The following is a 25,221-nucleotide window of genomic DNA, read 5'->3' as shown; positions in this document are numbered from 1 at the left end:
GGCTGTTCCCGTCCGGCAGAGGATGCGGGTGCAGCCTGTTTTGCGCGGATAGAAGTCCTGCTTCAAGTTCTGCTGGCTCTTCAACCGGAGGGACAGGTTATAATACACGTATACCGAAAGGGGGAGACTGCTATCAAACGGCTGGTGCGGATGGTCAATAATATGAAGCTGAAATACAAGCTCATTTTTTTCTATATCATTGTCGTAATGATCCCTGTGCTGATTGCCGGATTCATTCTGACGAATTATTTCCGGGAGGGAGCCTTGAACCGGGCGATTTCCCAAGCCACTAACAACGTGGACAAAATCAAGAGCCAGCTGTCCAGCAAGCTGCGTGTGCCTACGGATATCTCGAACCTGCTCTACTTCAACGAGGAGCTGGAGAAGCTGGTCAATACGCGGTATCCCAGCATTCTGGAGCTGACCAAGGCTTACCTGGACTATACGGACTTCAAGGAATATGTGCTGCGGTACCGGGAAGTCTCCAATATCCGCTTCTTCATTGATAATCCCACGCTGGTGGATGATATGTCGATCGCGCCGGTCACGCCTGCGATTAAGGAGAAGAGCTGGTATGTCAAGGCGATGCAGAACAACCAGATCTACTGGATGTATATTCCCGACAAGGAGCCGCAGATCATCAGCTCCAAAGGAACCATCAACAAGCTTAGCCTGGTCCGCCAGGTTCCTTATCTTGAATACAGCAAATCCGGGGTATTGATGGTACAGGTGGCGCAGGATGAACTGAATCAGATGCTCTACCAGGAGCCGTTCGACACCCTTGTGATCGATGAGCAGGGTTACATTGTGGCGGCCAAGGATCCGATGCTGGTGGGCAGCACTGTGGATGCGTATGATCTGGGCATGGATGTGCAGGCGAAGGAGAAGGGCGTGTTCACTGCCGAGGTGAAAAATAAGGACTCCTACGTCATTATCGATGAGATCGTCCCTGCGCTGAGTGTCAGCAAGCTGAAGATTGTGTCTGTCTTCGAGACCAAAAGCATTCTGAACGATGCCAACAAGGTGAGCAAGCTCGGCCTGGTCATCGTCTTCGGTGTGCTGCTCGTGGCGCTTGCGCTGGTGTATACAATCTCGCTGTTGACGACCAACCGGCTGCTGCGGCTGAGCCGCCAGCTGAATCAGGTAGCGCTCGGCAACCTGAACGCCGTCTCCCATATTGACGGAACGGATGAGATCGGCCAGCTGTCGCGCCAGTTCAATTACATGGTGTCCAGCATCAACCAGCTGATCACCCAGGTCATTGAGAGCAACGAGAAGAACAGCACGCTGGAGATTGCCCAGCGGGAGATTAAGCTGAAGATGATGGCCAGCCAGATTCACCCGCATTTCCTATTCAACGCGCTGGAATCGATCCGTATGAATGCCCATCTCAAGGGCGAGAAGGAGATTGCCAACATCGTCCGGCAGCTCGGCAAGCTGATGCGCAAGAACCTGGAGGTGGGCCGGGAGCGGGCCCCGCTTAAGGAGGAGGTCGAGATGATCCGCTCCTATCTGGAGATTCAGAAGTTCCGCTATGAGGACAGGCTGGAATATGAGATTGCCTTCGATGCCGGAGCTGCTGAAGTGATGCTCCCGCCGCTGATTATCCAGCCGCTGGTCGAGAATTCGGTCGTCCATGGTCTGGAGAACAAGGAGGGCACGGTCCATGTGAGCATCGCCATTACGCTGAACGGGAATAAGGAGGTTCAGGTGGTGGTGCAGGATGACGGGATCGGCATGACGGAAGAGCGGCTGGCCGCGATTATGGAAGTGATTACGAAGACGGAGGAAGAGGAGCACGGGCGTATCGGGCTGCGCAATGTGCAGCAGCGGCTGACCCTGTATTACGGGGAGGCGCATGGGCTTAGAATCACCAGCCGGGAAGGGGAGGGAACACAGATCGCCTTTTCAGTGCCGGTGGACAGCGATTGGAGGACTTAAGCGGTAACGGGCAGGGGAATGACTAATTTTTATAGGTTTTTACGTGAAATCTGTTGGGTATTCTCACTCCGGGGGCTGGGATAAGATAGATGTATCAAGAACGAAGGGGGAGAAAAATAGAAGTGAAAGCGCTAACTGATAAAGGCGTGACACCAAATGAAAGCGTAACCCCCAGCCCGCCCGCGAGGCCCGGCAACGGATTCTGGAACAGCGTGCTGCAGCAAAAATACTTATATCTGATGTCTCTTCCATTTGTGATCTGGGTATTTATCTTCAGCTACGTGCCCTTATGGGGATGGCTTATGGCCTTCCAGAATTATAAACCGGTCAAGTCCTTCAGTGAGCAGAAATGGGTCGGACTGGATAACTTCAAAGAGTTATTCCAGGATGAACGCTTCTATCTTGTACTGAGAAATACACTGGCTATGAGTATGCTGGGGCTGATCTTCGGCTTCGTGGTTCCCATCCTGTTCGCTGTGCTGCTCAATGAGCTGCGGGGTAATATGTTCAAGCGGACGGTCCAGACAGTTTCTTACCTGCCGCACTTTGTCTCCTGGGTCGTGGTCGGCGGGATTGTCTACAAGACACTCGCGATCGACGGAGGGATTGTGAACGATCTGCTGATCTGGCTGAATATCATTGATGAGCCGATCCAGTTCATGGCGAAGGGCAAGTATTTCTGGGGCATTCTGACGGCAGCCGATCTGTGGAAGGAAACAGGCTGGAACGCAATCATCTATTTGGCAGCGATTACAGGCATCGATAAAGAGCTGTATGAAGCGGCCAAGGTGGACGGCGCAGGCCGGATTAAGCAGATGATCAACATTACTCTTCCTGGTATCCGCACCACTATTACCGTTCTGCTGATTATGTCAATTGGCCATCTGGTCGGGATCGGCTTCGAGAAGCAGTTCCAGCTCCAGAACAATATGGTGACCGATTATTCCGAGGTCCTTGATTTGTATGCGCTTAAATACGGGATTCAGATCGGGCGGTTCTCCTATGGTACGGCAATAAGTATCTTCACCTCGGTCGTCAGCGTCATCCTGCTGCTGATTGCCAACGGTGTGATGAAGAAGGTTACCAAAGAAAGCATTATGTAAGGAGGGGATCACAGATGAACAGCAAGGCATTTCAAATGACAAAAGGTGAAAAAGCGTTCGATATCTTCCTGTACATCATAATGGGACTGATCATGATAGTGACACTGTATCCCTTCCTGAACGTGCTGGCGATCTCATTCAATGAATCCACAGACACCGTCCGGGGCGGCATCTATATTTTCCCGAGGGTATGGACCCTGGAGAACTATCAGCGGATCTTCAGCTATACCGGCCTGATTCAAGGCTTCAAAATTTCGGTTCTGCGCACGGTGTCCGGGAGCATTCTCGGTCTGATCAGCGCCTCGATGCTGGCGTTTACCCTGAGCCGTCCGGAATTCAGAGCCCGGAAGTTCGTCTCTTATTTCCTGGCGCTGACCATGTACTTCTCCGGCGGTATGGTGCCGATGTACATTCTGATGAGAGACCTGAATCTGATCGGGACGTTCTGGATTTACATTCTGCCGGGTGCGATTTCAGCATTCAACGTGTTCGTCATCCGTTCCTTCATGGATGGGCTGCCGTTCGCGCTGCAGGAATCCGCCAAGCTGGATGGAGCCAACGATTTCATGATCTTTTACAGAATCATCATTCCGCTCTGCAAGCCTGTACTGGCTACGATTGCACTGTTCCTCTCCGTAGGGCAATGGAATGAATGGTTCACCACCTATCTGTACAACGGCAACAAGCCGCATTTGACCACGCTGCAATATGAGCTGATGAAGGTCTTAGCCAGCACCAACCAGGGCAGCGGCATGGTGAACGCGAATGATATGGCCCAGCAGATGGCCCAGATTTCGCCGGAGTCGATCAAGATGGCAATTACCATCGTTGTTACGGTACCGATCCTCGTTGTTTATCCGTTTTTGCAGAAATATTTTGTCAGCGGAATGACGCTTGGGGCCGTTAAGGCTTAGGGAACCACGGTATATTCAGGCTTAGCCTGATATGCATAGAACTTAAATATGATGAGATAAGGGGGCAATACAATGAACCGCAAGAGCACCAAAACGGTCTTCACCCTCATGCTACTGAGCGCGATGCTGATATCCGGTTGTGGGGGAGATGCCAATAATGCTGCCAACAAAACGACTCCTAACAACGCAGATAATACACCTTCAGCGACAAATGCAGGGGATGATACCGCGCTAGATACCTCTCCGGTTACGTTCACCTTCTTCGGTGCGGATGCCAGCCCGAACTGGAACAAGATGCAGGATGATGTCGGCAAAGCGATTACGGAGAAGACAGGGGTGACCCTGGAAGCGGAATTCGATGTAGGCAGCGGCGGCGGGGACCAGAAGATTGCGATGATGGCGGCGAGCGGGGACGTGCCTGATCTGATTTTTGCCAAAGGAAGTCTGAGCACTCTGGTGGATGCCGGCCTGATTATTGATATGACTGATCTGATTGATAAATATGCCCCGAACCTGAAGAAGGTGTACGGCGAGAACATGAACCGGCTGAAGTACAGCCTGGATGACCAGAGCATCTACCAGATTCCTACGAATGTAGGGGTGGATCAGCAGTCCTTCGACGCCACCGGCGGATTCGAGATACAACACCGTGTACTCAAAGAGCTGGGTTATCCGAAAATCCGTACAGTAGCCGATTTCGAGAAGGTGCTGAAGGAATATGTCGCCAAGCATCCTGAAACCGACGGGCAGCCAACCATTCCGCTGACGCTGAACGCCGATGACTGGAAGATCATGATCACCGTAACGAACCCGGCCTTCATTTCCACGGGGGCACCGGATGACGGCGAGTACTATGTGGACCCTGAGACGTATGAAGCCAAGCTGCACTACAAACGCCCGGAAGAGAAGGAGTATTTCCGCTGGCTGAACGGCATGTATAACCAGGGACTGCTGGATAAAGACACCTTTGTGCAAAAAGATGACCAATACAAGGCGAAGGTGGCCAGCGGCCGCGTACTCGGCCTGATCTCCCAGGAGTGGGAGTACCAGGATGGCGAGAATGCACTGAAGGCGGCCGGCAAGGATGAGTACACCTACGGACACTTCCCGGTCACCATGAGCGAGGAATATAAGGATCATTCCTTCATGCGGACAGGGATTGACGGCTACGGTATTGCGATTACAACAGCAGCCAAAGATCCGGAGCGGATCATCAAATGGCTCGACTGGATGTCCTCTGATGAAGGCCAGGTGCTGAGAAACTGGGGAGTTGAAGGCAAGCACTATACTGTAAGCGCTGACGGCAAACGCGAGATGCTGCCGGAGGTCCGCGACGGCCTGGCTAACGATACTGCGAATTACCAGAAAAATACCGGGATTGGCCAATATCTGATCTTTGGTGCACGCTATGGCGACGGGGTTAAGGACCCTACCGATAACTACTACACGACAAGCTTTCCGGAACAAATCGTAGCTTCCTACTCTGAAGCCGAGAAGGAATCCCTCGCCGGATACAATGCGACCACCTGGAAGGATCTGTTCCCGAAGGAGGATGAATTCCCGGTCAAGGAGACAGGTGCTCTGTATAACCTGCCGGTTCCGACAGACGGCCAGTACCAGGTCATCTACAAGAAGACGCAGGACATCGTTCGCAAGCGTATCCCGGAAGCGATTCTGTCCAAGCCGGGCGACTTCGATAAAGTCTATGACAGCTTCCTGGCTGAGCTGGACAAAGCCGGAGCCCAGGACATGGAGAAGGAATTCACCGAGCTGGTGAAGAAGAGAGTGTCCCTGTGGACCGGTAAGAACTTCTAAGCCAATCCGTCAAAAGAATATTTGGATATGGGTAAGATGCACCTGTTATGAAGCCTGCCGCCTCCCGGAGATTTACCGGGGGGCGGCTTGTTTGCTATGATAGGGAGGATGATTAAAGTTGTAAACGCAGGATCACCGGCATCTACTATAGAGTAGGAGCAGGGTGCCTTGATCCATCATATAGATTGCAGGAGGCGCGCGAAGGATATGGCGAAGAGGAAGAGACATCTGTCACTGATCAAGAGTGTGCTTGGAATCATGGTGGTATGTGCTGCGATACCGCCTGTAACGTACTGGGGATACGAGGTGGCTTCTGCCGCAGGCAGTGCTGCCGTGCTGCATTCCACCAGTGACATGACGCAGCGGCTGGCCGGAGCGATGAGCAACCGCAGAGAGACAATTACATTTACCTATCAAGGCAAGACCTCGAAGCTGAAAAGCGATGTGCAGACGGCTATCAACCAGGCGATGGCGAGCGATCCGTATCTTTATTACATTATAGACAGCTATGCCTTCTCTTACCGGGGGAGTGCGCGCTCGGTCCAGGTGACGGTTCAGATGGCGTACCGGGAGACGCTGCAGCAGACCGCTTACGTGAATAAGCAGGTGAAGGCGATTCTGCAGCAGATCATTACTCCGGGAATGAACAATCACCAGAAGGTCAAAGCGATCCACGACTGGGTGGTGCTGAACCTGCAATACGATCACTCGCACCGCAAATATACCGCGTATGAGGCGCTTCAGACCGGGAGTGCGGTCTGCCAGGGCTACACGCTGCTAACCTATAAGCTGCTGTGGGGAGCAGGGATTCCGAACCGGATTGTGGAGGGGACGGCCAGATCAGGAGACGGCGTGACCCAGTCCCATGCCTGGAATCTTGTAAAGCTGAACGGAACCTGGTACCACCTGGATACGACCTGGGATGACCCGGACCCGAGCCCGGAGAATGGAATCAGTAACGTATATTACATGCGGACCGATAAGCAGATGCGTGCAGACCATAGCTGGACCAAGTCCTATCCGGCTGCGTCCATCCGCTACGCGGATACGCTGTCTAAGCTGGTCAATCAAGGGGGCCAGGGGGCGGATTTCTACAAAAGGCTGCAGGAGGAGCTGAATTACGGGCTCTATGAGGAGGATCAGGTGGTCTCCTCGGCGGCACAATTGAAGGAGCTGGCTGGAGTAGCGGCAGATGCAGGCGGGCAATCGCTTCTGTTCCGTTACCGGGGAAGCGACAAACTGCTGAGGCAGGACCTTCAGGTGCTCTACGAGCTGGGACTGAACAACCTGGCCTTCAACAGCTCGCCGTTTGAGGATACCGGGGATCTTAAGGTATATGTCACCTGGAAATGAAGCGGCGTCAGCCTCTTTGCTCCAGGAATTGCACGGCTTGCAGCCTGTTATTGGACGGGTTGAAGCGGACCTTAACCAGGACGCCGAATTCCCGGCCGTCCTTGCGCCGGACCTGGAGCTTGAATTTCTCTTCCGCCAGATTCGGCTTAAGCTGGATACGGCCGATGTGCTTGTAATCAACAATGTCGGCATTGTATCTCTGCTGCGCTTCCTTCACGGCGATCTTGCCCCACCGGGCATAGTCAGGAGCGGCGGAGCTTGCGCTGACCGGAACAGCGGTGAACAGGAAGAGCAGCAGCAGGGCGATCATCCCACTTTTTCTCATAGCGGCCTCCTTGGGTTGTGAATACGGGTAGCGTGTCCCTTCGAAGGTGCTTCTATGCCTGAATTGCTGCCTCTAGGATTCAGGTTTTGCCGAACCCGTCCTCACACGTGATGTTCATGTCCAGAATCTCGTACAGAGATTGCTTGGAAGCCTCCATTTTTTTCTGCGCGTCTTCAATCTCTGCGATTTTGTGATGTATAATGCGTGCTTGCTCATCCCTGGACATTCCATGCTTGGCAATCATGTCTTTAATATCCTGAATTGAGAATCCAACCGCTAGACAATTCTTGACCACTTCGATATATTGAATGATTTCCGGGACATAATTCCGGTAATTATTCTCTTCTCTGAGGATATACTCCTCCGTAATGATGCCCATTTTCTCATAATAACGCAGGGTTGAAATAGGAAGGCCCACCTTTGTTGCCACTTCACTGATCTTCATGCCATCACCTCACGGTTTGTTCTTGCTATGAACTATGGTTTATAGTTTACAATTCTCCTAGTGATGATTCAACATCAGCACATTATATACAAAGGAGAGAAGTAACCATGAGCACATCGACAGGTAAATTCCACACAACCAATGATTTCAATGCAATCGTCCTGGAGCGCCGTTCCGTGAAGGTATATGATCCTGAAGTGAAAATCAGCAGAGAGGAAATGACCGAGATTCTGGCGGAAGCCACCCGTGCCCCATCCTCCGTTAACATGCAGCCATGGCGTTTCCTCGTCATCGACAGCGCTGAAGGCAAAGCGAAGCTTGCACCGCTGGCCTCCTTCAATCAGACCCAGGTGCTCACATCGTCTGCTGCAATTGCGGTATTCTATGATGCGAATAACATTGAATATATGGACGAAATTTTCGGCAAAGCCGTGGAGCTTGGATACATGCCGAGCGATGTTAGGGACATGCAGATGCAGCAGGTCAAGCCCTATTATGAGAAAATAACCGCAGCCGAAATGCGTGATGTGAATCTGATTGACTCGGGCCTGATTTCGATGCAGCTGATGCTGGTAGCCCGTGCCCACGGATATGATACCAACGCGATGGCCGGGTATGACAAGGAGCATATTGCAGAGATTTTTGGCCTGGACAAAGAACGTTTCCAGCCGGTCATGCTGATCTCGATAGGCAAAGCCGCCAAAGAGGGATACCCTTCCTACCGTCTGCCGGTCGAAACGATCACCACCTGGGCATAATCAACAGCTGCTGCTGGGATTCCCGCAAATAGACTTAAGCTACCGATATTTAAAAGACCGGTTTTGGCCCGCTGCTGCGGAATCAAAACCGGTCTTTTCCTATGCTGCTGCAATGAATCAGTCTGTGTGGGCGCTCAGGTCACACTTGTTAAGCGGGATAATACTGCTCTTGCGGAACCAGCCGTAGCCGAGCCAGACGAGCAGGAACAGAGGCACGCTGACATAGGAAACCAGGATGCCGTACCAGTCAATGCGCCCGCCGGTGAAGGCACCCGTGTTCTGGCCGAGAATGGCTACGAGGCACAGGGCGAAGGCAAACAACGGGCCGAACGGGAACCATCTTGCCCGGTAGGGCAGCTCATCAAGCGAATGCCCTTGCTTCACGAAGGCGCGGCGGAAGCGGTAATGACAGATGGCAATCCCGAGCCAGTTGATGAAGCCGCACATCCCGGAGGCATTCAGCAGCCAGTTGTACACCGCGCCGTCTCCGAAGAAGGAGGCCAGGAAGGCCAGCATTCCGACCGCTGTCGTGACGAGCAGTGCGCCGACCGGCACTCCTCTGCGATTCAGCTTGCCGAGAACGCGCGGGGCCATGCCATCCTTGGCCATGGCATATAGGACGCGGGTGGAGGCGTACATCCCGGAGTTGCCCGCAGACAGCACCGAGCTGAGAATGACCGCGTTCATTACAGAAGCGGCAATGGCAAGTCCGGCCTTGTTGAAGACGATGGTGAACGGGCTGACGCCGATATCGTCAATTCCGCCGCGGAGCAGGTCGGGATTCGTGTACGGAATCAGCATTCCGATAACGAGAATGGCGAAGATATAGAAGATCAGGATGCGCCAGAATACCTGGCGGATCGCTACCGGTACATTCTTGCGCGGATTCTCGCTCTCGCCGGCGGCGACACCCACCAGCTCGGTGCCCTGGAAGGAGAAGCCTGCCGCCATGAATACGCCGACGAAGGCGAAGAAGCCGCCGTGGAAGGAGCTGCCGCCAAGCTGGAAGTTGCTGAAGCCTACCGCAGAGCCGCCCAGAATCCCGAAGATCATCAGCACGCCGACGGTCAGGAAGACGATCACGGTAATGATCTTAATGATGGCGAACCAGTATTCCGACTCGCCGTAGCCCCGCGCGGACAGGAAGTTCAGGCCGAACATGAGCGCCAGGAAGAGCAGGCTCCACAGGAACGAGGGGCTGTCCGGGAACCAGTACTTGATGATGACCGTAGCGGCCGACAGCTCGGCGGCAATCGTCACGGCCCAGTTGTACCAGAAGTTCCAGCCGATGGCGAAGCCGAAGGCAGGGCTGACGAACCGGGTTCCATAGGTGCTGAACGAGCCGGAATCCGGCAGATATGTCGCCAGCTCGCCGAGGCTGGTCATCAGGAAATAGACCATGATTCCGACCGCCGTGTAGGCGAGCAGGGCGCCGCCCGGACCGGAGGAGGCGATCGCCCCGCCGCTGGCCAGGAACAGTCCGGTTCCGATTGAGCCGCCGAGGGCGATCATGGTCAGATGCCTTGCTTTGAAGGATTTGCGCAGTCCCGGTGCCGCGCCACGGCCTGCCTGTGTCACCGGCTGCTTGGATTGCTTAGGTTGCTTGGCTTGCATGAATAAGACACTCCCTTAGAGTTATAATGTTTCTGTTCACAGCGGGGAGTGCCGTTTGCCCTGCACCGGCCGGGATCTTCTGCCGGGCAGGATACAATGACAAAAAAACCGCAGACGGACGCTGCGGCTTCCTGATTTATAGGCTCCGCATCATACTCCCTGTTAAGATAGCGCAACACTATGCACTCAGCAGGCCAGTCTCCTGGACGTCCTGAAGCACAGTGACAGTTCCGCGCCTTTCGGCTAACGGCCCCAATCGTCCCTGCAATCTAAGAGCAGCAGTGACGATTTCGGCGGACAGTCCTTTGGGCGCGTCTCCCCGATGGCTCTTAGGCATCTCCACGCGCTTACTCTTCCTGTCCGCGACCTCTACCTCATCCTAGGTATGATGAGGCTATCTTTGAACGATATGAACAACAGGAAACAGTATAATGCAAACCGGCTTTCCAGGCAATGACAAAATGCGGCAAGTCCGGTGTTCAGCTCCGGCGGCGCTCGGACATCTGCTGCCAGACCGTGCCCGCCGCCTCCTCGCCGGACAGAATCCGCTCCAGCGCCATTCTGGCCTGCAGCCCTACCTCGAATTCGGGGTCTTCCGCCGCAATGCTCAGCGCTTCGCGGGCTTCGGCAGTCCCGACCTCGTACAGGAAGCGCGCTGCCCGCCAGCGGACCAGCTTGCTCTTGTCCGTCAGCGCCGCCGTCATCACCGGCGTCGCCGCAGGATCGCCGATGTCGGAGAGCGTGTCCCCGGCCGTGCGCCGCACCGCCGGGGCGCTGTCCTCCATCGCCTCATAGAGCAGCTCCATCGCACCAGGGGTGCGGATGTCGCCTAAGTACACGACCGCCAATCTGCGAATCTGCAGCTTGGGGTCGTGCAGCGCCGCCCGCAGCTCCGGCAGGAGCTGCTCGCTTGGCGCCAAGTCCTCCAGCGCGGCATAGCGCACGCGCCAGTCGCCCGAGCGCAGGTCTTGCAGCAGCTCGGCCTGCTCCTTCTTGTGCCGCTGCTCGACGAACTCGCCGGCCGCCCCGTGCGCGATCGCCTGCTGCACGAGGGAGTCGAGGCGTTCCTGCGGATACGCCGCCTCCAGCTCCTGCTCGACCTCGCGGGCAATCTCCGGCGGCTCGCCGTAGCGCACGCCGTAATCGGTCAGCTTGCGCTCCTTGATCAGCACCGCGCTGGCCACATCGGTCACCGCCTGGGTGAAGCGGCTCGACAGGGCGATGCGCTCCTCCTTCGCGCCCGTCTTGACGCGGATCTGGATCGGGATGCCGCGGAACATCTGCACGAATACCTGGGATTCGCCGAAGTGCGCGCCATCCTCCTCGTCGCCCGGGGTGTAGGCCTCGCCGAGGCCCTCAGCCCCGAAGCGGCTCTGGACCTCGCGGAGAATCGCGGCCCAGTCAGCGCTGCCCTTGCGCTCCAGCGCGGCGAAGTCAGCGGCATGGTAGATGCTTGTCACGCCGGGAATGTCCAGCATCTCCTGCGCCCAGGCCGGGGCGGAGCGCCGGGTCTCCGGTGTATAGGTCCGGCGGATGCCGGGGGCTAAGCTCTCATCTAAATGAAGCTTCATTGTATTTGGACTGGGGGTCGGTTCGATAAAGGTAATCTTCATACGTCAGCTCCTCTTTTAGGCAATATAATCGCATAAATGCTATACCGGTTGCGTTACCCGCATTTTACCTCTTTCAGCAGACGAATACAAAGCGGCCGGGGGCCATATTAGCTAAAATTTTAGTTACTATTTATAAGTTTACGTCATTTTCCAACCTCTGGCGTAAGCATCCTTAAGCCCAAGTAAAGAGGCCAAAGTTGCATTTCGGACAGGATTTTGCGAATATGAGGCCAGAGCAGCAACTGTTCACCTGCCCAATCCCTCCCGCAGACGTTTCCGCCCGGGACATTTGGGTAAAATTTGTAATGGGTATCCGTTTCAACTCAGAAGGAGTGAACCCTGCTATGGCCAGAATACGGTACAACAATATAGATAATGTCAGCACCGACAAGACGCTGAAGGAATTCCGCCAGTGGCGCGAGGAGCGCCGCCGGAAGAAGAAGGACTACACCTACAAGGTGCCGAATCATCCGCCGCGGCTGGACTATCTGGCCGGGAACCGGCTGGAGACGACGGTGACGTGGATCGGGCATTCGACCTTTTTCCTGCAATATGAAGGCATGAACATCATTACCGACCCGATCTGGGCGCGGAGGCTCGGCTTCGAGAAGCGGATCGGAGAGCCGGGGATTCCCATCCGCGATATTCCCCCGGTGGATCTGATTCTGATCTCCCATTCCCATTATGACCACCTGCATATCAGCTCCATCCGCAAGCTGTACCGGACCGGCACCACCCTGATTGTACCTGTGGGGCTGAAGCGCAAAATGGTCCGCAAGGGCTTTGCGAACTGTCTGGAGATGGAGTGGTGGCAGGAGCTTACCGTGGGCGCGGTCCGGCTTGCGTTTGTCCCGACCCAGCACTGGACCCGGCGGACGCCGTTCGATACCAACTCCTCGCATTGGGGCGGTTATGTGCTGCAGCCTGCGGAGCCGCAGAAGCACCCGGAGGGTGAGGAGGGCAAGGCGCAGCATAAGCTGCTTCCGCCGAACCTGTATTTTGCCGGAGACAGCGGCTTCTTCCCGGGCTTCAAGGAGATCGGCAGCCGGTACCGGCTGCATGTTGCGCTGATGCCGATCGGAGCGTATGAGCCGGAGTGGTTCATGAACTCCCAGCATGTGAATCCCGAGGAAGCGGTGCAGGCCTTCATCGATGTCGGCGCAGAGCTGATGATCCCGATGCATTTCGGGACGTTCCGGCTGGCGGATGACACGGCGCGCGAGGCGCTGGACCGGATGGAGCAGGCCAGGGTGGATCAGGGCATAGCGGAGGAACGCATCCGTACCCTGGCTTACGGGGAGACGCTGGTGGTGCATCCCGAAGAGCGTCCGCCTACTACTTAAATAGAATTTTACCCGCAAAAGGCCGAACATCCCTTGCCTAGTGCCAGATTAAAGGCCATTTTGCTTGAATTTATGCTATAATGAGCCGGAACCTATGTGAAAAGGATGGTAATGCTTAATGATTAGCACAAGCGGCGTAACACTCCGCTACGGAAAACGCGCACTATTTGAGGATGTCAACATAAAATTCACACCCGGCAACTGCTACGGCCTGATCGGCGCGAACGGCGCGGGCAAATCGACCTTCCTGAAGATTCTGTCCGGCGAGATCGAAGCCAATGTCGGCGATGTGCATATTACCCCGGGCGAACGGCTGGCCGTACTCAAGCAGAACCACTTCGAGTATGACGAATACCAGGTGCTGGAGACCGTTATTATGGGCCACACCCGCCTGTACGAGATTATGAAGGAGAAGGACGCCCTCTATGCCAAGAGCGACTTCACCGAAGCTGACGGACTCCGCGCCGGTGAGCTGGAAGGCGAATTCGCCGAGCTGAACGGCTGGGACGCCGAGCCTGACGCAGCAGCAATGCTGATCGGCCTGGGCATTACGCGTGAGATGCACGACAAAAAGATGGCCGAACTGAGCGGCAACGAGAAGGTACGGGTGCTGCTGGCCCAGGCCCTGTTCGGACGCCCGAACAACCTGCTGCTCGATGAGCCTACCAACCACTTGGACCTGGAATCCATCGGCTGGCTGGAGAACTTCCTCATGGACTATGAAGGCACCGTTATCGTGGTATCCCATGACCGTCACTTCCTGAATAAGGTCTGCACGCATATTGCGGATATCGATTTCGGCAAAATCCAGATGTACGTCGGCAACTACGACTTCTGGTATGAGTCCAGCCAGCTGGCTCTGGCCCTGCAGCGTGACGCCAACAAGAAGAAGGAAGAGAAGATGAAGGAGCTGCAAGCCTTCATTCAGCGCTTCTCGGCGAACGCCTCCAAGTCGAAGCAGGCGACCTCCCGTAAGAAGCAGCTTGAGAAGATTACACTGGAGGATATCCGCCCGTCCAACCGCAAATATCCGTTCCTGAACTTCAAGCCTGAGCGTGAAGCCGGCAAGCAATTGCTGACGGTCAGCGGTCTGAGCAAGTCGGTTGACGGCGAGAAGGTGCTGGATGATCTCAATATTGTTGTGAACAAGGGAGATAAGATCGCTTTTGTAGGTCCGAATTCCCAGCCGAAGTCGCTCTTGTTCGATATCCTGATGGGCGAGAAGGAAGCGGACAGCGGAGAATATACCTGGGGTGTGACCACCTCACAGGCCTACTTCCCTAAGGATAATTCCCGTTACTTCGACGGGGTGGAGATGAATCTGGTGGAATGGCTGCGCCAGTACTCGAAGGATCAGGATGAGACCTTCCTGCGCGGCTTCCTGGGCCGGATGCTGTTTGCCGGCGAAGAAGCGCTGAAGAAGGCAAGTGTACTGTCCGGGGGCGAGAAGGTCCGCTGTATGCTGGCCAAGATGATGCTGAACGGGGCGAATGTGCTGGTGTTCGATGAGCCGACCAACCACTTGGATCTGGAATCGATCACCGCGCTCAATAACGGACTGATTGACTTTGACGGAACGATCCTGTTCACCTCCCATGACCATCAGTTCATCCAGACGATTGCCAACCGCATCATCGAGATTACACCAACTGGAATCATCGACCGCACCATGAGCTATGATGAATACCTGGAGAACCCTGAGATCAAGGAATTGCGTGCCCGGATGTATCCGGTAGAGGCGTAAGACAAAACGAAATAAACGGCTGCGTCGTCCCGCAAGGGATAACGCAGCCGTTTATGATTCAAATACTAAGGTCTAGGAACCGCCAGTACGGCGGCGCTGATTGTTAGGCTTCTTATTATTCTGGCTCTTCAGCGGCTTCGCCGATCCGGCCTGAAATGTGGAGCCCGGTTTGCCTGAATTGTGCTGCTTCTTCTGCTCCAGCTTCTGGCGGATCGCATCAGCCAGATTGATTTTTGGCCGCTCCTGATTATCGCTCATTATGTTAACCCCCTTAGGCAGCAAGTCCTTTTCCTTATTCTAATGGTTTTTAAAAGCTGCTACAAGGGCAAGAATAATTCAAAGAAAGTTTTCTCGAATCGCAGTGCCAGGTTAGAAATCGTAGGGGGAACAGGGATGACCGATATCTATGAAGATATACGTAAAGGTGAAAAAGGTGCGCTAATCAGCATTGCCGCTTATCTGATCCTGTCCGCATTCAAGCTGATCTGCGGCTACCTGTTCGCTTCCAGCGCGCTGCTTGCCGACGGCTTCAATAACCTGACCGATATTGTCGCCTCGCTTGCGGTGCTGATCGGTCTGCGCATTTCACGGAAGCCGCCGGATTCCGATCATACCTACGGACATTTCCGGGCGGAGACGGTGGCGGCGCTGATGGCCTCTTTTATCATGGCGCTGGTAGGCATTCAGGTAATTGTGGAGGCCACGCGTTCGCTGTTTGAAGGAGCCAAGGCCACACCCCAGCTCTGGTCTGCCGGAGTTGCCCTGATCTGCGCTGTAGCGATGATGGGCGTCTATGTGTATAACAAGCGGCTGGCCAAAAGAATCAACAACCATGCGCTGATGGCCGCAGCCAAGGATAATTTCTCCGACGCCATTGTAAGTATCGGTGCGGCTGTAGGGATTGTCGGGGCACAATTCGGCCTGCCGTGGATCGATTCCGTTGCCGCCATCGCGGTCGGACTGCTGATCATCAAGACCGCCTGGGATATTTTCCGCGATTCGACGTACCGCCTGACCGACGGCTTCGATGAGGATAAGCTGCTGGATCTGCGCAGCACGATTGCCCGGATTCCGGGGGTGGAGGGCATCAAGGACCTGAAGGCCCGGGTACACGGCAATAACGTGCTTGTGGATGTGGTGGTGGAGGTGGATGCCCGGATGACGGTATCGGAAGGACATGAGATCAGCGACTTGATTGAGGAGCGGATGACCAGGCTGCATAACATCATGCATGTGCATGTTCACGTCGAGCCTAAGGACGATCATCATTCCTTAATTTCTCCTAGTTAGCTGTAATTTCCACCAAATTCAAGGAGAAATCGAGACTATAGACCCGGGTGTTACCATAAGTTGGCAAGGTTTTTTGTGAAATTTGGAGCATGTTCCATATCCCGGTCAAGCCTATAATGAGGGCAGAAAGCAACAAACGTAGCGCGCGCCGTTGTTGAATTTCTTAATACGCTAAGCGGGGGAACGCTATGATCGTATCAAGCAAGAAATTGACAGCATCGCTATGGGTATCTGCATCACTGGCATTATCCCTGGGAGTGTTCAGCCCTCAGCAGGCATACGCCGCTGCGGATTCGTCCATCGTATCGGCGGCAGCATCTGCCGGGCAGACCGGAGTTATTGAAGCTTCCGTCCGGCTGCGGACAGAGCCGTCCACCAGCGGCAAAATTCTGAAATATCTTAACAAAGGCGACCAGGTTACCATTCTGGAGGCCGCAGGCAGCTATTGGTATAAGGTAAGAACTGCAGAGGGAATCGTCGGGTATACCAGCTCGGGGGATTCCTATATCCGTGTCGTCAATGCTTCAGCACCTGCATCTCAGACAGCCGTGATCCAGGCCACCGTCCGTCTCCGGGAGACCCCTTCCGCAGACGGGAAAGTACTGGGCTATCTATATAAGAATGACCAGGTCACCATCCTGGAGGAAACGAACAGCTATTGGTACAAAGTAAGAACAGCTAACGGAACGGTCGGTTATACCAGCTCGTCGGACCAGTATATTGCTGCTCCGGCAGGCTCATCACCGTCTCCGGCACCGGTGCCGGCACCTGCTCCAGCGCCTACGCCTGCACCTGCCCCGGTCCCATCGCCGGGTTCGCAGACAGCATCCATTGAACGTGTCATTACAGCCGGCATGGGCTATCTGGGAACACCGTATGAATATGGCTCCAGCCGGAACGACACCCGGACCTTTGATTGCTCCGACTTCATCCGCCAGATCTTCTTGGATGCCTTAAATCTGAAGCTGCCTGCCGATTCGCGGCAGCAGGGAGACTGGGTGAAGCAGAACAGCACCGTCGTTACGGATATTGCCGGACTGAAACGCGGCGATCTGATGTTCTTCATGGATTACAAAGGTAATTCAGCCTCTGCTTACGCAGGGATTAACAAGTCTACAGCCAGAATTACGCATGTCGCCATGTATCTGGGGGACGGCAAGGTCATGCATACCTATTCCGTCAGCTCCGGCGGCGTAAGAGTGGACAACCTAAGCGCTTCTTGGATGAACCGCTTCCTTTACGGAGGATCGGTCATCCGCTAATGATATAGAACCAGCAGCAGGAAGCGGCACGCAGTACAGTTTGTGACGGGTGAACTAGAGCGGTCGTTGTACGGGGGGACCGCATCAGCAGAAGTTTCTGCTGGTGCGGTCCTCTTCTTCATATAAGACCATAAAAAAAGCCTGCGGATCATGCCCGCAAGCTCCTATAGTATGCATTTCTGGAGCCGCGGCTCCTATGTGTCAGTTGTTTACGGTTCGATTACATAAGCGGAGGCAGGTACCTTGATCCAGGCTTTGCCCAGCCAAGTGTAAATTTCTCTCCATTCATTGCCAAGCGCATCTCTCTCGATCACACCAGTAGTATCTACAGTCTGAGCACCCAGCCAGCCAATAGCAGTTGTGCTTCCTGCAGAAAGATGGAACGCAGTGGTTTTGGTCAGAATGATCTGAGGTGTTGCTGGCTTAATATCATCCGGTGTAATAACAGGATTAGCAGGGTCCAGATAAGTAGCTCCGGTTACAGTGTTTACTGGATCGGTAGCTGTAGTTTTGGTGGTTTCTGTTTGTCCTGTTACCACTTCAGCAGCGGAAGCTGTTGCTGCCAGGGAAGCCATAAGTCCTACTGCTACTGTTAAGCTGGCTAATTTTTTCATCGATGATTCCTCCTGGGTTTTGGTGTATTGGTGTGATTTTCTAGGTTCGTGCTGTGCTAATATGGATGTAAACAGAAATTGCATTAAGTGAAACCGGGAGAAGGAATAAATTTTAATTTTCTTTTCAGTACTACATTGAACGGCCCCTGCGCCCCATGAAGAGCGAAACCACGAAGAGGATCAGGAAAATGTAGAATAATACTTTGGCAATGCCTACTGCGGCGGCTACAATATTAAAGAACCCGAAGATACCGGCGATCAAGGCAATCACCAGCAGAATAATGGACCATTTTAACATGGGATGTCATCCTTTCTGTGCGTTGATGTAGTCAATGTTTAAACGGGGCTTGTCCATTTGAATCACAGACAGAAGGAGGAGGATTTCAGGGGTGTCACCGTTTGTTTCGCCCTAATTCCGTAAGGGTAACTATGCATTATCAGGCAAGGCTAACCGGCAATGAAGACACTTTGGAAGGGGTTATCGACATGATCATTGAACTTAGCGTAGCGCTCGCTGCGGTGGCATTCGCAGTCCTCGTATTCTTTTTAATCAAAACCTTGAAATCCGCGAAGGAATCCCTCGACAAGGTCAGTCAGACGCTGCAGGAAGTGCAGAAGACCATTGATGAGCTTACTTATGAGGTGAAGACCACCGTCAGACATGCCAATGACATCACCGCTGATGTCCAGAGCAAAATCCAGAAGATCGATCCGATCGTTGATTCTGTGAAGAACCTGGGCGACGTCATGAATGAGCTGACCCTGACCGTGAAGCAGGTATCTGTAACCGTCATTGAGCGGTTCCGCAAATCGCGTGAACTGAAGGATAAAGCGAAGGCTGTATCGATTAAGGAAGTTCCGCTTACTCCCTCCGAGGAGAGAACAGTTCAATCCTATGAGGCCGTCAATGCAAGCAAGTCCACCGGCAAAATCGCGGCAGCCCTCAAAGGCGTAGACGCTGCAGCCGCGATCTGGCAGAAATTCCGCCGTTAATCTCCACTCTGCGGAGCACGGCAGGATTACAGGATGAGGGCCACTTCACCGTATGAAAGGCGGGAACCCGGATGAACCTGTTTATTCTCTTGCTTAGCCTGTTCTCTTACTACATGTCTGCACCTGCTGCGCAAGCTGAGATTCCTCCTGCCGCTCCTTACACCTCTGTACAGCCTCCGGTAACGTTCGCTTACGGTCATTATGCGCCTGCCGATCCCTATATCAGCAGCTTCGATTCCTTATCAGGAATCAGGCTCTATATTACAGAGGAAGAATTAGTGCAGGCCAAAGGCGCTCCGCTGCTGACTGCTGACGACCCAATGGCCGGATGCCTGGAATATCAATATGCCGATGTGTCGGCAGGGGTCTGCGGCGGCGTGGTCCTCTATATCCATGCTTCTCCTGCACAAGCAGCAGAGTATGGCCTGATGCTGAACGGACAGCCTCTGAATCCGCTAACCATGAACGTTCAGGAGGTGCTGGGCGCTCCTGATTTCCAGGCGGAGGACGGCGATGTTTATTTAAGAGGAAGCGCCGCACTCAAAATTTACCGCAATCCGGACACCGGGGCATGGGACGGACTGGATTTGTTTGACGCGAATTCCTTCTGAGCCTGTTTCAAGGGCGGCTATAACGGTTAATGAATGGTCAGTCATCTATAACTGTGTTTGCCCTTTTAACATTCCTGAAGGAGAGTGAGTTCATGGATTCGATCGGTACACAGGCTTATGCCAAGCTGCTGGAGAATGGTGTCCAGGCGATAGAAGAAGTGAATCGTCTGCGCAGCAGCGGCTACACCAGAGATGACTTATACGTTATCAGCCACGATGAAGACCGTGAAGGCCGGATCGTAGATGCTGCTGACACGAATGAGGTCGGGCTGAGCGAGGAGGGGCTGTTTGGCGCGATCGCTAATCTGTTCCGTTCCCGGGGCGATGCTCTCCGTCATAAGATTACTTCGCTGGGCTTCAGTGCGGCGGAAGCGGCCTTCTATGAGAAGGAGCTTGATTCCGGCAAGGTGCTGGTTATATTCAGGAAGAATCCCAAGTAGAGTCAGTCCGGTATGTACAGCTACAGCTTGTGCAGCCTCAATAGTACAATAGCGTAACCTCCAGTTCCACGGCATGTTTGTGGAGCTGGAGGTTACTTTGTTGAAAACAGGGACCTGTACATTCCAATATCTAGGGGTTGGTAACAGGACGTTCAAATATCGTATGATTAATATTATTTGGGTGAGGTGAGGGAGATTTGAGAATTCTAATCGTAGACGATAATCCTACCAATGTCATTATTATCCGTGAGATCCTCAAAAAAGAAAATTACCGCAATTTCATAACGGCTTCGTCCGCTAAAGATATGTTAAGACTGCTGGGTGTCGGAGCAGAGACAGAAACAGAGACAGAGAAGCCCCGTCCGTCCGATGTCGATCTGATTCTGCTGGATATGATGATGCCGGAAATGGATGGAATTGAAGCCTGCCGTGTGGTCCAGCAGTACGAGCATCTGAAGGATATTCCCATTATTATGGTCACCGCTGTAGGTGATTCCAAGAAGCTGGCTGAGGCGCTGGACGCCGGAGCGGTAGACTATGTGACGAAGCCGATCAACAAGGTAGAGCTGATGGCCCGCATCCGTCTGGCCCTCCGGCTCAAGCGGGAGAAAGACTGGCACAAGGAGCGAGATCAGCGTATCCAGGATGAGCTGAAGCTGGCCGCCCTGGTGCAGAATGCTGTGCTCAGCCTGCCGCTGGCCGAGGAGCTGCTGGAGGTCCATGCCATCTATCAGCCTTCCTTCGAGCTGGCCGGTGACCTGTATGCGTGGTATCCGCTGGGAGACGGGCGGTATGCCGTTATTCTCCTGGATATGATGGGACACGGTATCTCTTCATCACTGTTCTGTATGTTCCTGGCGTCAGTGCTTAAGGATACCGTCACCACCTATGTGGAGCCGGAGAAGGTCATTCAGGAGCTTAACCGGCGCTTCAACCAGTTATATATCGAGAAGCAACTGGTGCAATATTACTTCACGGCCATCTATCTTGTGATTGATACCCGGATGAAGCGGATCAATTATGTGAATGCCGGGCATCCGCCGGCGCTGTTCTTTGAAGGAGAGGCCAAGACACCGGTTCTGCTGGAGAGCAACAGCCACCCGGTCGGGCTGTTTGACCGTATCGACATTCAGCAGCAGAGCCTGAATTATGAAGAGGACGGCCATCTGGTGCTGTTCACGGACGGTCTGCTGGAGATGGTGCAGGGCGGGCAGGAGGAGCAGCTGGACTTCATGGTCAGTCACCTGAATTCCAGCCATGACTGGCGGGAAGAGGCGATGCGCGCTGCCTTCCTCAGCGAACCTGTCAATTCGGACCGTGATGACGATAAATGCCTGGTGTGGATCTCGCTTAAGAAAGGAACAGACAGGTAATGAAAATTAAGGCCAAACTGTTGATCGGATTCAGTGCCCTGCTGGCGATTATGGTAGCTCTCACCATGATCGGGTATGACAGGCTTCATTATATGAGCGGCCAGCTGGACAGCTTCCAGGAGAGATACACCAAGGGCCGGGCTTCCTCGGGGCTCCGGGGTGAAGTGAATGATATGGCACGGATTCTGACGACCTCCATGCTGAATGCGGATACTACATCCGTGGAAGCGCAGAAGGCGGAGATTACCGCGAAGGTGGTTAAGGCGGATGAGCATCTGAAGAACATCGAAGCCTCCCTGAAGACTGCGGAGGAGCTGCGGATGCTGTCAAGAATTGAGAATTCGTACTCCGCTTATCTGAAGTATCAGGACAAGGTGCTGGAGATGCTGGGCGCCGGCTTGTTCCAGAATGCCAATACTTACCGCAATGCGGAAGGGCAGACGATTCAGAATGAGGTGCTGGACAGCCTGAATGACCTGTCGGATTACAATGCTTTCCGGATGACGGAAGAGAACGACAAAGCCCAGAGTGCCTCCGACCGGTCCATCCAGATGGTTACCCTCATTATGATCGTAGGGGTGCTGCTCGGGCTGGGTGTGATTCTGTGGGTAATCCCAAGCATCACACGCGGCCTGGGTGTTGTATCGATGATGATTACGAGCTTCGGGAACGGTAAAATGCGGACCATCCGCCGGATCAGGGTGAAGTCGAAGGATGAGATCGGTGAGGTGGCCCGCGTATTCCAGCGGATGGCAGAAGATATCGAGCAGAAGCAGCAGCTCGAGCGGTCCTACACCCAGGCCCAGAGCGACCAGGCCTGGCTTAATGCCAATATCGCCCGGGTCACGGAGCTGCTGCGCGGCGTCAGCTCGCTGGATCAGGTGTCCCAGACCTTCATCAGTGAATTCACCCCGGTTCTTGGCGCCCAGTATGGTGCGGTCTATCTGAAGAACAAAGACAATCCGAATCTGCTGGTCAGCAGCGCTTATTATGCGGGTGAGGAAGGGGCCGTTCCGAAGGAGAGCTTCGAGATCGGGCAGGGACTGGTCGGGCAATGCGCTCTTGATAAGCTGCCGATCAAGCTGACTGAGGCTCCTGAGGATTATATCTCGGTCAGCTCCGGCTTCGGGGAGGCACATCCGGGATATATTTCTATTTACCCGTTGTTATTCGAAGATGAGCTGCTTGGTGTGGTCGAATTTGCCTCATTTAACCCGTTGTCCTCACTGCAGAGTGAGCTGCTGCATCAGCTGTCCGGTAACCTGGGGATCATTCTGAACAATATTAGCCGCAGGCTGGTGGTAGAGGAGCTGCTGCGGGAATCACAGGCGCTGACCGAAGAGCTGCAATGCCAGTCTGAGGAGCTGCAGACCCAGCAGGAGGAGCTGCGCCGCTCCAATGAGAATCTGGAGGAGCAGACCGATGCGCTGAAGCGCTCCGAGGAGCTGCTGCAGCGGCAGCAGGAAGAGCTGGAGCATTACAATACAGAGCTGGTTGAGAAGACCCGTGCCCTGCAGGAGCAGGTGCAGGAGGTTGAAGAGAAGAAGGATGAGATTGAGGGGGCACGGCAGCAGCTGGAGAAGCAGGCAATGCAGCTTGCCGTAACCAGCAAGTACAAGTCCGAGTTCCTCGCCAATATGTCGCATGAGCTGCGGACCCCGCTGAACAGCCTGCTGATTCTCTCACAGCTCCTTACAGAGAACAAGGAGGGCAACCTGACCGACAAGCAGGTGGAATTTGCCCATACCATCTATATGTCAGGCGCAGACCTGCTGAAGATGATTGATGAGATTCTCGATCTGTCCAAGGTCGATGCCGGCAAAATGGAGCTGAATCACGAAGAGATTCCGCTGGTTGAGCTGAAGACCTTCGTGAAGCAGAATTTTGCCCCGCTGGCTGCCAAGAAGGGCTTGGCGCTGCGCCTCTCCTTCGAGGAGCCGCTGCCGGACAGCGTGTACAACGACAGCCACAGGCTGAAGCAGATTCTGCGCAATCTCCTGTCCAATGCCTTCAAGTTCACGAGCGAAGGACATGTTGAATTTACGGTCAGCCGTGCGGATGCCAAGCATCTGCCTGCGTATCTGCCGCATGAATATGAATACATTGCCCTGTCGGTCAAGGATACCGGAATCGGTATTCCGTCCGACAAGATGGATATTGTATTCGAGGCCTTCCAGCAGGTGGACGGAACGACCAGCCGCAAATATGGCGGCACCGGGCTTGGCCTGTCGATCAGCCGCGAGCTGGCCCGCCTGATGGGCGGAGCGATCGGGCTGGAATCCCGTGAAGGCCAAGGCAGCACCTTTACGCTGTACTTGCCTGTCCAGGCGAACTACAGCCTGCTGCCGGCAGCGGTCCAGGCTGCACCGGCCGGGGAGGCCATAGAGCTGGTGCCGTCCAAGGAGGAGCTGCCATGGGAGGTTACCGGAGATACTGCCCCCGCGCCGCTGGTGCCGGCGGTCGTCGAAGATGACCGCGACTCACTGGCCAGCGGCGACAAGGTTCTGCTGATTATCGAGGATGATGAGAGCTTCGCCAAGATCCTGCTTGGCATGGCCCGCGGCCGCGGCTTCAAGGGGCTTGTGGCGCTGCAGGGGGATGTGGGCCTGCAGATGGCCAAGACTCATCTGCCGGATGCGATTATTCTGGACATTCAGCTGCCGGTCATGGACGGCTGGTCGATCCTCAGGGAGCTCAAGGGCGCTTCCCAGACCCGCCATATTCCGGTTCATGTCATCTCCGTGAATGATGAGACTAAGCAGGGGCTGATGATGGGGGCGATGGCCTATCTGCGGAAGCCGTCCTCCCGTGAGGCGCTGGACCGGGCCTTCCAGCAGATTGAGAACTACACCTCCAGCACCCTGAAGCATCTGCTGATTGTGGAGGATGATGACATTCAGCGCCGTTCCATTGAAGAGCTGATCGGACACGATGATGTAGTGATCACTGCCGTTTCAACGGGCAGCGAAGCCTTAAGCGAGCTGCGCAAGCAGAGATATGACTGTATGGTCCTTGACCTGATGCTGGAGGATATGACCGGCTTCGAGCTGCTGGATCAGATCCGTGATGATGAAGAATTGAATGATCTGCCTATCATTATCTATACCGGCAAGGACCTGGACAGCAAGGAAGAGACACAGCTGCGCAAATATGCTGAATCGATCATTATCAAGGATGTCCGCTCGCCGGAGCGGCTGCTGGATGAGACCACGCTGTTCATGCACCGGGTAGAGGCCAATCTGCCGGAGGATAAGCGTAAAATCCTGCAGAAGCTGCACAATAAGGAAGAGCTGTTCGACGGCAAAAAGATTCTGCTGGTCGACGACGATATCCGCAATGTGTTCGCCCTCTCCAGCGTCCTTGAAGGCTATCACATGGAAGTGAAGTTTGCCGAGAACGGCCGGGAGGCCATTGATATGCTCGTAGAGCAGCATGATTATGATCTGGTGCTGATGGATATGATGATGCCGGAAATGGACGGCTATGAAGCGATGCGCCGCATCCGGCAGATGCCGCAGTACCAGAAGCTGCCGATTATTGCCCTTACTGCCAAGGCGATGAAGGAGGACCGGGCGAAATGTATTGAAGCCGGAGCCTCCGATTATATGAAGAAACCGATCAGCACCGACCAGCTTCTTTCGTTAATGCGGGTCTGGCTGTATTCGTAAAC

General features: G+C 54.3%; 22 protein-coding genes and 1 riboswitch. Of the genes, 15 read left to right on the top strand and 7 right to left on the bottom strand.

What is annotated here, in order from left to right; genetic code table 11:
- Positions 1 to 162 precede the first annotated feature (162 nt).
- The 5 genes from MHI24_RS11925 (at position 163) to MHI24_RS11905 (ending at position 7,126) form a co-directional block, all read left to right on the top strand.
- Complete coding sequence (locus tag MHI24_RS11925) at positions 163 to 1,941, top strand: sensor histidine kinase (protein WP_340025828.1); 1,779 nt, start codon at positions 163 to 165, stop codon at positions 1,939 to 1,941.
- A gap of 122 nt (positions 1,942 to 2,063) precedes the next feature.
- Positions 2,064 to 3,044 (top strand): ABC transporter permease subunit, encoded by a 981-nt coding sequence (locus tag MHI24_RS11920; protein WP_340025827.1) that lies wholly within the window; start codon positions 2,064 to 2,066, stop codon positions 3,042 to 3,044.
- A gap of 14 nt (positions 3,045 to 3,058) precedes the next feature.
- Entirely contained in the window at positions 3,059 to 3,958 is a 900-nt protein-coding gene (locus tag MHI24_RS11915; protein WP_340025826.1) for a carbohydrate ABC transporter permease, read from the top strand.
- A gap of 72 nt (positions 3,959 to 4,030) precedes the next feature.
- Positions 4,031 to 5,773, top strand: coding sequence for an ABC transporter substrate-binding protein (locus MHI24_RS11910; protein ID WP_340025825.1), 1,743 nt, complete (start codon positions 4,031 to 4,033; stop codon positions 5,771 to 5,773).
- A gap of 207 nt (positions 5,774 to 5,980) precedes the next feature.
- The gene (locus MHI24_RS11905) at positions 5,981 to 7,126 is read left to right on the top strand and encodes a transglutaminase domain-containing protein (RefSeq protein ID WP_340025824.1); all 1,146 of its coding nucleotides are present in this window, start codon (positions 5,981 to 5,983) and stop codon (positions 7,124 to 7,126) included.
- 7 nt (positions 7,127 to 7,133) lie between these two features.
- On the opposite strand, the gene MHI24_RS11900 is transcribed toward MHI24_RS11905, so the two are convergent.
- Both MHI24_RS11900 and MHI24_RS11895 read right to left on the bottom strand, forming a co-directional pair.
- The gene (locus MHI24_RS11900; RefSeq protein WP_340025823.1) at positions 7,134 to 7,451 is read right to left on the bottom strand and encodes a DUF3889 domain-containing protein; all 318 of its coding nucleotides are present in this window, start codon (positions 7,449 to 7,451) and stop codon (positions 7,134 to 7,136) included.
- A 79-nt stretch (positions 7,452 to 7,530) separates the two neighbouring features.
- Entirely contained in the window at positions 7,531 to 7,896 is a 366-nt protein-coding gene (locus tag MHI24_RS11895) for a MerR family transcriptional regulator (protein ID WP_340025822.1), read from the bottom strand.
- Positions 7,897 to 8,003: 107 nt separating this feature from the next.
- On the opposite strand from MHI24_RS11895, the gene MHI24_RS11890 reads away from it, so the two are divergent.
- Entirely contained in the window at positions 8,004 to 8,654 is a 651-nt protein-coding gene (locus MHI24_RS11890; protein WP_340025821.1) for a nitroreductase family protein, read from the top strand.
- Positions 8,655 to 8,771: 117 nt separating this feature from the next.
- On the opposite strand, the gene MHI24_RS11885 is transcribed toward MHI24_RS11890, so the two are convergent.
- Together MHI24_RS11885 and MHI24_RS11880 are read right to left on the bottom strand one after the other, a co-directional pair.
- Entirely contained in the window at positions 8,772 to 10,268 is a 1,497-nt protein-coding gene (locus MHI24_RS11885; protein ID WP_340025820.1) for an amino acid permease, read from the bottom strand.
- 160 nt (positions 10,269 to 10,428) lie between these two features.
- A riboswitch (Lysine riboswitch) is annotated at positions 10,429 to 10,648 on the bottom strand.
- 99 nt (positions 10,649 to 10,747) lie between these two features.
- Positions 10,748 to 11,881 (bottom strand): conserved virulence factor C family protein, encoded by a 1,134-nt coding sequence (locus MHI24_RS11880; RefSeq protein ID WP_340025819.1) that lies wholly within the window; start codon positions 11,879 to 11,881, stop codon positions 10,748 to 10,750.
- 344 nt (positions 11,882 to 12,225) lie between these two features.
- Here MHI24_RS11880 and MHI24_RS11875 point away from each other — a divergent pair, with 344 nt between their 5' ends.
- Both MHI24_RS11875 and MHI24_RS11870 read left to right on the top strand, forming a co-directional pair.
- On the top strand, positions 12,226 to 13,224 hold the full coding sequence (locus MHI24_RS11875; RefSeq protein WP_340025818.1) for an MBL fold metallo-hydrolase: 999 nt from the start codon (positions 12,226 to 12,228) through the stop codon (positions 13,222 to 13,224).
- A 118-nt stretch (positions 13,225 to 13,342) separates the two neighbouring features.
- Entirely contained in the window at positions 13,343 to 14,968 is a 1,626-nt protein-coding gene (locus tag MHI24_RS11870) for an ATP-binding cassette domain-containing protein (RefSeq protein ID WP_340025817.1), read from the top strand.
- Positions 14,969 to 15,040: 72 nt separating this feature from the next.
- On the opposite strand, the gene MHI24_RS11865 is transcribed toward MHI24_RS11870, so the two are convergent.
- Positions 15,041 to 15,226, bottom strand: coding sequence for a hypothetical protein (locus MHI24_RS11865; RefSeq protein ID WP_340025816.1), 186 nt, complete (start codon positions 15,224 to 15,226; stop codon positions 15,041 to 15,043).
- Between the two features lie 135 nt (positions 15,227 to 15,361).
- Between MHI24_RS11865 and MHI24_RS11860 the strand changes: the two genes are divergently transcribed.
- The gene (locus MHI24_RS11860) at positions 15,362 to 16,258 is read left to right on the top strand and encodes a cation diffusion facilitator family transporter (protein ID WP_340025815.1); all 897 of its coding nucleotides are present in this window, start codon (positions 15,362 to 15,364) and stop codon (positions 16,256 to 16,258) included.
- 188 nt (positions 16,259 to 16,446) lie between these two features.
- On the top strand, positions 16,447 to 17,520 hold the full coding sequence (locus tag MHI24_RS11855) for a C40 family peptidase (protein ID WP_340025814.1): 1,074 nt from the start codon (positions 16,447 to 16,449) through the stop codon (positions 17,518 to 17,520).
- Positions 17,521 to 17,729: 209 nt separating this feature from the next.
- On the opposite strand, the gene MHI24_RS11850 is transcribed toward MHI24_RS11855, so the two are convergent.
- Positions 17,730 to 18,134, bottom strand: a complete 405-nt coding sequence (locus MHI24_RS11850; protein WP_340025813.1) for a hypothetical protein — start codon at positions 18,132 to 18,134, stop codon at positions 17,730 to 17,732.
- Between the two features lie 130 nt (positions 18,135 to 18,264).
- Positions 18,265 to 18,432 (bottom strand): DUF1328 domain-containing protein, encoded by a 168-nt coding sequence (locus MHI24_RS11845; RefSeq protein ID WP_238653041.1) that lies wholly within the window; start codon positions 18,430 to 18,432, stop codon positions 18,265 to 18,267.
- A 188-nt stretch (positions 18,433 to 18,620) separates the two neighbouring features.
- On the opposite strand from MHI24_RS11845, the gene MHI24_RS11840 reads away from it, so the two are divergent.
- From MHI24_RS11840 to MHI24_RS11820, 5 genes are all read left to right on the top strand, one after another.
- A complete protein-coding gene (locus MHI24_RS11840) occupies positions 18,621 to 19,127 on the top strand; it encodes a DUF948 domain-containing protein (RefSeq protein WP_340025812.1) in 507 nt (168 codons plus the stop codon).
- 71 nt (positions 19,128 to 19,198) lie between these two features.
- Positions 19,199 to 19,738, top strand: coding sequence for a hypothetical protein (locus MHI24_RS11835; RefSeq protein WP_340025811.1), 540 nt, complete (start codon positions 19,199 to 19,201; stop codon positions 19,736 to 19,738).
- A gap of 92 nt (positions 19,739 to 19,830) precedes the next feature.
- On the top strand, positions 19,831 to 20,178 hold the full coding sequence (locus MHI24_RS11830) for a general stress protein (protein WP_340025810.1): 348 nt from the start codon (positions 19,831 to 19,833) through the stop codon (positions 20,176 to 20,178).
- 197 nt (positions 20,179 to 20,375) lie between these two features.
- Positions 20,376 to 21,551 carry a SpoIIE family protein phosphatase gene (locus MHI24_RS11825; protein ID WP_340025809.1) on the top strand — a complete coding sequence of 392 codons (1,176 nt, stop codon included), beginning with the start codon at positions 20,376 to 20,378 and terminating at the stop codon, positions 21,549 to 21,551.
- Complete coding sequence (locus MHI24_RS11820) at positions 21,551 to 25,219, top strand: response regulator (RefSeq protein ID WP_340025808.1); 3,669 nt, start codon at positions 21,551 to 21,553, stop codon at positions 25,217 to 25,219. The genes MHI24_RS11825 and MHI24_RS11820 overlap by 1 nt, the downstream gene beginning before the upstream one ends.
- The last annotated feature ends 2 nt before the right edge of the window (positions 25,220 to 25,221 follow it).

This window comes from Paenibacillus sp. FSL K6-1096, from assembly GCF_037977055.1.
In the GTDB taxonomy this organism is placed as follows: domain Bacteria; phylum Bacillota; class Bacilli; order Paenibacillales; family Paenibacillaceae; genus Paenibacillus_AQ.
Note: the sequence above shows the minus strand (reverse complement) of the source record. Positions and strands in the feature narration are given on the sequence as shown.